The sequence below is a fragment of the Streptomyces sp. NPDC090045 genome, assembly GCF_044747975.1.
Classification (GTDB): Bacteria; Actinomycetota; Actinomycetes; order Streptomycetales; family Streptomycetaceae; genus Streptomyces.
Window position 1 is genome coordinate 244,024 of sequence record NZ_JBIVFA010000015.1, and the last position, 7,993, is coordinate 252,016.

General features: G+C 72.7%; 9 protein-coding genes and 1 pseudogene. 4 read left to right on the forward strand and 6 right to left on the reverse strand.

The window, feature by feature from the left end; translation table 11 throughout:
- Positions 1-14: 14 nt before the first annotated feature.
- The 3 genes from ACIPYQ_RS32950 to ACIPYQ_RS32960 all read right to left on the reverse strand — a co-directional run bounded on the left by ACIPYQ_RS32950 (position 15) and on the right by ACIPYQ_RS32960 (position 2,536).
- On the reverse strand, positions 15-1,187 hold the full coding sequence (locus tag ACIPYQ_RS32950; RefSeq protein ID WP_401257757.1) for a YncE family protein: 1,173 nt from the start codon (positions 1,185-1,187) through the stop codon (positions 15-17).
- Positions 1,184-1,837 (reverse strand): ankyrin repeat domain-containing protein, encoded by a 654-nt coding sequence (locus ACIPYQ_RS32955; protein ID WP_401257758.1) that lies wholly within the window; start codon positions 1,835-1,837, stop codon positions 1,184-1,186. Before ACIPYQ_RS32955 ends, ACIPYQ_RS32950 begins: the two co-directional genes overlap by 4 nt.
- Before the next feature lie 165 nt (positions 1,838-2,002).
- The gene (locus tag ACIPYQ_RS32960) at positions 2,003-2,536 is read right to left on the reverse strand and encodes a GNAT family N-acetyltransferase (RefSeq protein ID WP_401257759.1); all 534 of its coding nucleotides are present in this window, start codon (positions 2,534-2,536) and stop codon (positions 2,003-2,005) included.
- A 150-nt stretch (positions 2,537-2,686) separates the two neighbouring features.
- Here ACIPYQ_RS32960 and ACIPYQ_RS32965 point away from each other — a divergent pair, with 150 nt between their 5' ends.
- On the forward strand, positions 2,687-3,988 hold the full coding sequence (locus ACIPYQ_RS32965) for a sulfite oxidase (protein ID WP_401257760.1): 1,302 nt from the start codon (positions 2,687-2,689) through the stop codon (positions 3,986-3,988).
- A gap of 8 nt (positions 3,989-3,996) precedes the next feature.
- On the opposite strand, the gene ACIPYQ_RS32970 is transcribed toward ACIPYQ_RS32965, so the two are convergent.
- The gene (locus tag ACIPYQ_RS32970; RefSeq protein WP_401257761.1) at positions 3,997-5,160 is read right to left on the reverse strand and encodes an alpha/beta hydrolase family protein; all 1,164 of its coding nucleotides are present in this window, start codon (positions 5,158-5,160) and stop codon (positions 3,997-3,999) included.
- A 243-nt stretch (positions 5,161-5,403) separates the two neighbouring features.
- Between ACIPYQ_RS32970 and ACIPYQ_RS32975 the strand changes: the two genes are divergently transcribed.
- Entirely contained in the window at positions 5,404-5,853 is a 450-nt protein-coding gene (locus ACIPYQ_RS32975) for a hypothetical protein (RefSeq protein WP_401257762.1), read from the forward strand.
- Positions 5,854-5,907: 54 nt separating this feature from the next.
- On the opposite strand, the gene ACIPYQ_RS32980 is transcribed toward ACIPYQ_RS32975, so the two are convergent.
- Positions 5,908-6,363, reverse strand: a complete 456-nt coding sequence (locus ACIPYQ_RS32980) for a hypothetical protein (RefSeq protein WP_401257763.1) — start codon at positions 6,361-6,363, stop codon at positions 5,908-5,910.
- Between the two features lie 110 nt (positions 6,364-6,473).
- On the opposite strand from ACIPYQ_RS32980, the gene ACIPYQ_RS32985 reads away from it, so the two are divergent.
- Together ACIPYQ_RS32985 and ACIPYQ_RS32990 are read left to right on the forward strand one after the other, a co-directional pair.
- Positions 6,474-6,797 carry a putative quinol monooxygenase gene (locus ACIPYQ_RS32985; RefSeq protein WP_361766397.1) on the forward strand — a complete coding sequence of 108 codons (324 nt, stop codon included), beginning with the start codon at positions 6,474-6,476 and terminating at the stop codon, positions 6,795-6,797.
- A 165-nt stretch (positions 6,798-6,962) separates the two neighbouring features.
- Complete coding sequence (locus ACIPYQ_RS32990) at positions 6,963-7,262, forward strand: DUF6506 family protein (protein ID WP_033220913.1); 300 nt, start codon at positions 6,963-6,965, stop codon at positions 7,260-7,262.
- 78 nt (positions 7,263-7,340) lie between these two features.
- Here ACIPYQ_RS32990 and ACIPYQ_RS32995 read toward each other — a convergent pair.
- A pseudogene (locus tag ACIPYQ_RS32995) lies at positions 7,341-7,813 on the reverse strand (transposase).
- Positions 7,814-7,993 lie beyond the last annotated feature (180 nt).

Genomic DNA, 7,993 nt, shown 5'->3' on the forward strand with positions numbered 1-7,993 from the left:
CAGAGGAGCGGGGCTCAGAGGACGGCGATGCCGAGCGGCCTGGCGCCCGCCGGGAGGCGGCGGGCGGCGCCCGTCTGCAGGTCGACGACCGTGATGCCGTTCCAGTGGCCGTCCCGGGTGTAACCGCCCGTGACGTACGCGGTCCGGCCGTCCCGGGACACGGCCACGTCCTCGTGCGGGCCCTGCAGCGGGTACACCCGCTCGCCGCCGTCCGGGGAACGGACCGTCAGGGACGGCCCCTTGCCCGTGCCGGGTTCCACCGCTCCCGTGCCGACCACCAGGAGCCGGCCGTCGGTGGTGACGGCGGCGCCGTGCTGGTGGGTGTCGGCGGTCATCGGCTCGACGGTGGTCCGGCCGCTGCGCGGGTCGACCACGGCGAGCCGCTCGCCCCCGAAGGGGAGCAGGAGCTTCCCGTCGGCCGGGCGGACGGCCGCGTAGTGCGGCTTCAGCCAGGATCCGAGCCCGCCCTCGGTACCGTACGGGGCGACCTCGATCCGGCGCGGGCGGAGCGACCCGGCGTCCACGACGGTGACGTCGAAGGAATCGTGGCCGGTGACGTACACCTCGGCGCCGTCGGCCGACACGTCCACGTCGAAGGGGCGCCGGCCCACCGGTACGACGGCGGTGACCCCGCGCGTCGCCGTGTCCACGACTTCCAGGACGCCGGTGGTGCCGGGGACGTTGACCCCGACGTACGCGTGCGCGCCGTCGGGCGACAGCGCGATGCCCATGCCGCCGCCGCGGTACTCGCCGTCGGTGACCGGGCCGGCGTCGGTGCGGTACGGGATGCGGGCCACCCGGGTGCGGGTGCGGATGTCGACGACGGCGAGGCCCTCGGCCGTGGCCACCCATGCCCGGCCGTCGGCGCCGACGGCCAGCCCGTACGGGGCCCTGCCCACGGCGACGGAGGCGACCGCTCCGCGCTCGGGGTCCACGAAGGTGACGGTGTCGGCCCCGAAGTCGGCGGTCAGGAGCAGCCCTTGCGGGGTCGGCGCGGTGGCGGGCAGCGGGGAGGCCGCGGACGGCGCCGGGCCCGGCGCCGCGGAGGAATCGGCGGGCGCGGAGGAATCGGCGGGCGCGGAGGAAGCGGAGGCGGCCGGGGTCCCGGCCTGGGTGCAGGCGCCGAGCAGCAGGGCCGCGGCGAGCGCCGCGAGCGCGGTACGGGTGCCCCGTGCGCGGCGGTTCACCGGCCGGCCTCCGGCTCGTCCCCGGTCCCTGGCTGGTCCCCCGCCGCCGCGGCCGCCCCGGCCGCGTGCAGGATCCGCGCCATGCCCTCGAAGCCGCGGCGCACGGCGTGCTCGTACGGGGTCACCCCGTGCTGGTCGGCCAGTTCGGGATCGGCTCCGGCGGCGAGCAGCGCGGCGACGACCTCCTCGTGGCGGGGGCCTCCGTCGCCGAGGATCACCGCCTCCAGCAGGGCGGTCCAGCCGAGCCGGTTGACGTGGTCCACGTCGATGTCCGTCTCGTCGAGCACCGCGCGCACGTACGCGATGTGCCCGCGCTCGGCGGCCGGGATGAGGGAGATCCCGCCGAAGCGGTTGAGCTGCCTCAGATCGGGCCCGGCGGGCAGCAGCAGGCGCATCATGCGGACGCTGCCGGTGACGCCGGTGACCAGCCAGGGGCTGTCCTCCCGGGAGTCCGGGGCGTTCGGGTCGGCTCCGGCGGCGAGCAGCACGGCGGCCACGGCCACGTGGTCGCCGAGGGCGGCGAGAAGCAGCGGTGTGCGCAGCTGCTCGTCGCGGGCTTCCACGGCGGCGCCCGCGGCGAGCGCGGCACTCACCGCCGCCGCGTCACCGGCGCGGGCGCCGTCGAGGAGCAGTCGGTCGTGCGCGTTCATGGTGTCCCTCTCGGATCCGGGCGGGGAGGGCCGCGTACGCCCTCCCGCTCCCCCGGTCCATGCTCGCCGCGCCGGAGCCCTCGGCCGGTCCGCCCGGTGGACGGAGCCCGGCAGCGGTCCGGCCGACCCCGGGGTCGGCCGATCGGCTGATGCGGGACGGCCGGATCAGGCCTCGTACTCCGTGAGGTCGATGCCGTGGACCCGCACGGAGGTCCCGTACCGGGGGTCGGTGGTGTCGCGCTCCATCACCATGCCCAGCTTGCGGATCACGTTCTCGGAATCGGCGTTGCTCATCCGGTTGATCGCGACGACCCGGTCCAGGCCCCGGTCCTGGAGGGCGAACTCCAAGGTGGCGTGGGCGGCCTCGGAGGCGTAGCCCTGGCCCCAGTACTGGCGGCCGAGCCGCCAGCTGATCTGCACGTCCGCCCGGGCGTCCGGCAGGTTCTCGAGCACCGAGAGACCCACGGCACCGATGAGTTCGCCGGAGCCGAGGAGCTCGACGGCGAAGAGCCCGAAGCCCTCGTCGTCCCACTCCTCCTCCCAGCGCTCGATCTCCTCGGCCGTCTCGTCCAGGCCGAGGATGGAACCGTCGCCGATCCAGCGCATCACCTCCGGGTCGGCGTTGATCTCCGACAGGGGGACGAGGTCGTCGTCGGTCCAGCGGCGGAGGAGGAGGCGGGGGGTACGGATCTCGGTCATGCCCCACATCCTGCCGAAATTCCGCCGACCAGCGGTAATCGGCCGTTGCGGCAGTGTTTCGAGTGCGTGGCCATCCCCGCGGGAAGGTTCCCGCGGCTCGCCCCGGACCTCTACGGTCCGTCGGGAACCGCGACCAAGGAGTGCCCTGCCATGCCGCTCGATCTGTCGGACGAGAGCCAGTACGACCGCACGCGCCTGCGTCAGTGGGCACGCGGCCGAGCCCGCTCCGCCGGGGTGGACCGCCGCGATCTGATGAAGCTGTTCGCGGTGGGCGCCGCGGCCGGATCGCTGGGCGTGGCCACGGGCGCACCGGCCGCGGCCGCGGTCCCGGCCGCACCGCCCGGCCCGCCCGGCCCGGCCGTGGCGGCCGCGGGTCCCGTCACCGTGAAGCCGCTGCCGCCCGAGCTGTTCACGCTCCGTGGCACGAACGCGGAGACGAACTTCGCGGCGCTGCGCGGCACCGGCCCGCTCACCCCGATCGACCGGTTCTTCGTGCGCAATCACACCTCCACCCCGCGCCTCGATGCGGCCGGGTGGCGGCTGAAGGTGTGGGGCGACGGGCTCGCGGGCGGCCCGGTGGAGTTCTCGTACGAGCGGCTGCGGGCCCTGCGGGCGGTCGAGCGGACGCTGTTCATCGAGTGCGCGGGCAACGGCCGGAGCTTCTACACCACGCAGCAGGGCCAGCCGGTGACGGGCACCGCCTGGACCCTGGGCGCGATCGGGGTCGCGCGCTGGCGCGGGGCGCGGCTGTCGGACGTACTGCGGCTCGCCGGGGTGACCCGCGGCGCCGTCGACGTCCTGCCGAGCGGGCTGGACGACGAGGTGATCGCGAACAGGGTCAACCTGGGCCGGGTGCGCCGCCCGCTGCCGGTGGCGAAGGCGCTGGACGACGTCCTGCTCGCCTACGAGATGAACGGGCAGCCGCTGCCGCCCGACCACGGCGGTCCGGTGCGCCTCGTCGTACCGGACTGGGTCGGGATCTCCTCGATCAAGTGGGTCGGGGACATCGAGGTGAGCGACGAGCCGCTGTACTCGCCGTGGAACACCGACCTGTACCGGCTGTTCGGGCCCGAGCACCCGGTGCAGGGCAGCGCCCCGCTGACCCGGCAGACGCTCAAGAGCGCCTTCGAGCTGGAGCTGGGAGCCGCCGTGCCCGTGCACCGGACCCGGCTGCTGACCGGCCGGTCCTGGTCGGCGGCGGCCCCCGTCACCCGCATCGAGGTCAGTACGGACGGGGGCGGCCACTGGCGGCGGGCCCGGATGCACGACGCCCCGCGCCGGGGCAGCTGGGTGCGCTGGTCGGTGCCGTGGACCCCGCGGACGACGGGCGCGACGGCGCTGCTGGCCCGGGCGACCGACGCGACCGGGCGGACGCAGCCCGACACCTCGGTCCACAACGCGCAGGGCTACCTCTTCGACGCCGTCGTACGGCACCCGGTGACCGTGGTCTGAGGACCGGTTCAGGGGGTGTGGAAGGCGACCTCCGGCGCGTCGGCGGACGGACCGTCGAGGACGGGCCGGGGGGTGCCCCGCAGGTGCTGGTCGAAGAAGGCCGCGACGTAGCGCCGGGTCAGCTCGACGGAACGGGCTCCGGGCAGCGGGGCTCCCTGGTCGGGCAGGCCGAGCTGTTCGCCGATGGCCGGGAAGTCGCTGAAGGTGAAGTGCCCCGAGTCCGCGAAGGTGATCCAGCGCTTCCAGCCGTCGAGCTTCGGCCACTCGCGGTCCCAGGACTTCATGCCCCCGGGACCGCTGTCCTGCGCTCCGAGCAGCATGAAGGGGCGGCCGCCGAGCCCGGCCTCGGGGACCGGGGTGTGCAGCCCGCCGTCCATGTTCACCCCGGCCCGGATCCTGGGGTCGATCGCCATCGCGGCGACGGCGGAGGCTCCGCCGATGGAGTGGCCCGCCATGGCGATGCGGTTCCGGTCGATGAGGCCGGCGTGGCGCCATGCGGGGTGGCGTCCGGTGAGGCGGTCCAGGAGGAAGGACACGTCGCGGCCGCGGGTGTCGCTGACCGTCTGCATGGGGGTCCCCGCTTCGGTCTTCTCACAGGCCAGGCACTTCAGCACCCGCCCGCCGGGGAAGGCCGTCCCGACGCTCTCGTAGGCGTGGTCGACCGCGGCGACGACGTAGCCGCGGGAGGCCAGGTCCTCGGCGAGCGCGGTGAGGGTGGCGCGGTGGACGGTGAAGCCCGGGGAGAGCACGATCAGCGGGTACCGTCCGGCGACGGGACGGGCGTGGGTCCGGGAGGCGCTCACCGTGCCGGTCAGGGTCGCGACCGGGATGACCTGGTCCAGCCCGCGGTCGACCAGCAGCAGCCGGGCCTCCTCGTCGGTGAGGTAGCGCGCGGCGCCGCCGGTGCCGCGGTGGGCCGGATAGCGCATGGTGACCATCAGCTCGCGGGGCCCGGACCCGGCCCAGGGATCCGTCCGGCTGCGGTCGACCAGGTGCAGGCCCTCCCGGCCGACCGCGAAACGGCCGGTGGGGCGCGGGAGTTCCACCGCGGTGCGGCTCGGTGCGACGGCGGACGGGGAGTCCGCGGCGGCCGCGGTGCCGGCGGCGGCGAGCGGGAGGGGCAGGAGGAGGGCGAGTAAGGCGGCTGAGGCGACTGCTCTGCGTCGGTTCATGGAAGCGACGCTATGCACCGGCGCCTGACCGGGCGTCACCACTGCGGAGGATCTGAGCGTCCCACCGGAGGAGGGTCTCTCGCCCCAGGTCACCCCGAAGTATGAACACCTGCGGGGGCTCTGGGTGGGCTCGGGTGCGCGGTGCCGGCGAGGTGATCTCGGCCGGTGGGGAATCGGCTGGCGGAGCCCGCACGGCACTTGCGAGCATGCACGTCGGCCGAGCCGCGCGCGGACGGTCTCCGGATGCTCGGCGGCACGTGGATGTATGCGCTGGCGGGATTCCTTCCCGGCGGCCGGATCCTGACCCAGCGGTACGCCGAGCACCTGTTCCCCGACGACGACCGCGACGAGCTGGCGGCGTACGACGCCGGCACGGGCGAGCGGACGGCGCTGCTGGGCCTGTCGGAACTGGCCGTCGACCCGGAGAACGACGAGTTCTCCTCCGCCGAGGTCCTGGACGGACGCCATGTGCTGCTCCCGGGCCGGGTGTACCCGTCCGAAGGCGCGCCGCAGACGCGCCACTGGCTGCTGAACGCGGACACACTGCGTCCGCTCGGCCGGCTGGACTACCCTGCGCCGGTGGGCGAGGACGTCACGGCGCTGGGGGACGGCACCTGGCTCACGCACGACGGCGAACGGCTGCACCGCTGGTCGCTGGGCCACGCAGACTCCCGGGGCGTCGCATCGCGTTGATCGCTTCCACCACGGGCACCGGCACCGACGTCTCGCCGTGGTCTCGCCCCGGGGTCATGTGATCGCCACCTGGGTGAGGGACAGGCTGACGATCCAGTGGTCGTACTCCTCCGCGGTGATGCCGCAGATGGGGTCGCCGGAGCCGGACCGGGCGATGAACTCGATCCGTCCTTGGTCGTCCATGAGGCGGGCGACGTCGGCGCCGTCCGCGAGACGCACCCGAACCCAGCCGACGTCGGAACTCCCCTTCACGACCGCCGTGAGCAGGAACGTCCCGTCCTCGTCGATGACATCGGCGCGGCGGGCATGTTCGAGCCACAGCCGGTGCACTCCTCGTACTCCTCCGAGGTCTCCCTTCAAGGGGAAGGAAGCACTGGGCTCCACACCGAAACCCGCCATGGCCCGCCAGGCCGTTTCGACCGAGGGTCCGGGTTCGTTGCCCTGGACCGCGACCACGTCGAGGCCACTGCACCGGATGAGTGCGACGAGGTCGTCCTCGCTGGTGCACATGTCATTTCTCCTCGTAGAACCATCCCCCGGGCACCCGGGGAAACAGCGACCGCGGCTGCCTCCCGGACACCTCGCCCCGCGCTGCGCAGCAACCCGCATAGAATGCCCTGGTGATCTTCATTGTGGTGAAATTCCCCGTCAAGCCCGAATACGTCGACGCGTGGACCGACAAGGTCGCACCGTTCACCCAGGCCACGCGCGCCGAACCCGGGAACCTCTGGTTCGAGTGGTCGCGCAGCCTGGAGGAGCCGAACACCTTCGTGCTGGTCGAGGCCTTCCAGGACGACGCCGCCGAGGCGCACGTCACCTCCGAGCACTTCCGTGCCGCCCTGGAGACCATGCGGCCGATGGTGACCCGGACTCCCGAGATCGTCAGCACCACCATCGAGGGCGCGACCGGCTGGAGCCGCATGGGCGAGCTCCAGATCGACTAGGAGCTGTCCGGCGGATCATGCGCTAGCGGGCCGTTTTGCTGTACTCGGACGGTGCGGGCATCCGGAGTGCGGCGTAGATCACTCACCGCTTGTCTCCGTTCCAGGCCATTCCCGCCCTGGCTCTGCTTGGCTGGTGGCTCTGACGATCACAGGAGGTCGATACGTATGGCGCTCACGCACTGGGGGTTCATCTACACGGCGGACGGCAGCGCGGCAGGTGGCGATGTCAGCGTCGTGGACACGGGTACGTGCCGCAGTGTGTTCGTCGGGGTGGAGAAGCCCGAGGAGGGCATCGAGGCCGCGCGCCGCCTGGTGGGCGAGGGCGTGCAGCTGATTGAACTGTGCGGGGGATTCGGGCCGGTATGGGCCGGGCGTGTGATCGAGGCGATCAACGGCGCCGTCCCCGTGGGCGCGGTTGGCTACGGACCCGAAGCGGTCGATCAGGTGCACGCGATTTTCTCGTGACGGGTGCCAGCTCCTTCACTCCGATAGGGACCGGAGCCAGAGCCGAATGGCTGCGACGGTGACGGTGCCGTGAAAGATCTAGGCCCTCTTGTCGTATCTCTTCGCGACCGCCCGGGAGTTCTTGAGCGCGTTGATGGTGCGTTCCACTTCGTTCCTGCGCTTGTAGATCGTCGTGTCGAAGCCGGTGGGCCGGCCGCCCCTGCTGCCGCGGCGCTGGCGTTTGGCCCGCTGGTTCTTCGGTTCGGGGATGGTGCTCCGGCGGCGTTCTGGTGAGCGCGGCAGGACGTTGAATCCACGCTCACCATCGACCAGTCGATGCAGCCCGTCGCGTCCGCGTCGGCCAGGACGGCCTTGACGATCCTGTCCCACATGCCGTCCGCAGACCAGCGCCTGTGCCGCTCGTACACAGTCTTCCATTTGCCGAAACGCGCAGGCAGATCCCGCCACGGCACCCCGGTGCGCTGTCGGAAGAGAATCCCGTTGATCCTGCGATGACTCTCCCAACGCCCGCCCCGCTGCCCGCACTTCGGCAGATGCTGCTTCAGCCGCAACCATTCCTCATTCGTGAGATCTCCCCGCCCATGAACATGCCAACGACTTGAACCCGGGACAGGTCACATGATCCGTCGGACAGGCCCTAGTACTGCAACGGTGTTTGGCGTGACTGGTAGCCAGGCTGGTCGTTGGTCAGGTTATGGGTGGGCTCTTTGGTGATGTGAGGGTGTGGGCGG

Coding starts and splice junctions, on each gene's coding strand:
- ACIPYQ_RS32980 (WP_401257763.1), bottom strand. CDS start 6,363: ATGTGCACCAGCGAGGACGACCTCGTCGCACTCATCCGGTGCAGTGGC.
- ACIPYQ_RS32970 (WP_401257761.1), bottom strand. CDS start 5,160: ATGAACCGACGCAGAGCAGTCGCCTCAGCCGCCTTACTCGCCCTCCTC.
- ACIPYQ_RS32955 (WP_401257758.1), bottom strand. CDS start 1,837: ATGAACGCGCACGACCGACTGCTCCTCGACGGCGCCCGCGCCGGTGAC.
- ACIPYQ_RS32965 (WP_401257760.1), top strand. CDS start 2,687: ATGCCGCTCGATCTGTCGGACGAGAGCCAGTACGACCGCACGCGCCTG.
- ACIPYQ_RS32960 (WP_401257759.1), bottom strand. CDS start 2,536: ATGACCGAGATCCGTACCCCCCGCCTCCTCCTCCGCCGCTGGACCGAC.
- ACIPYQ_RS32990 (WP_033220913.1), top strand. CDS start 6,963: ATGGCGCTCACGCACTGGGGGTTCATCTACACGGCGGACGGCAGCGCG.
- ACIPYQ_RS32975 (WP_401257762.1), top strand. CDS start 5,404: ATGCTCGGCGGCACGTGGATGTATGCGCTGGCGGGATTCCTTCCCGGC.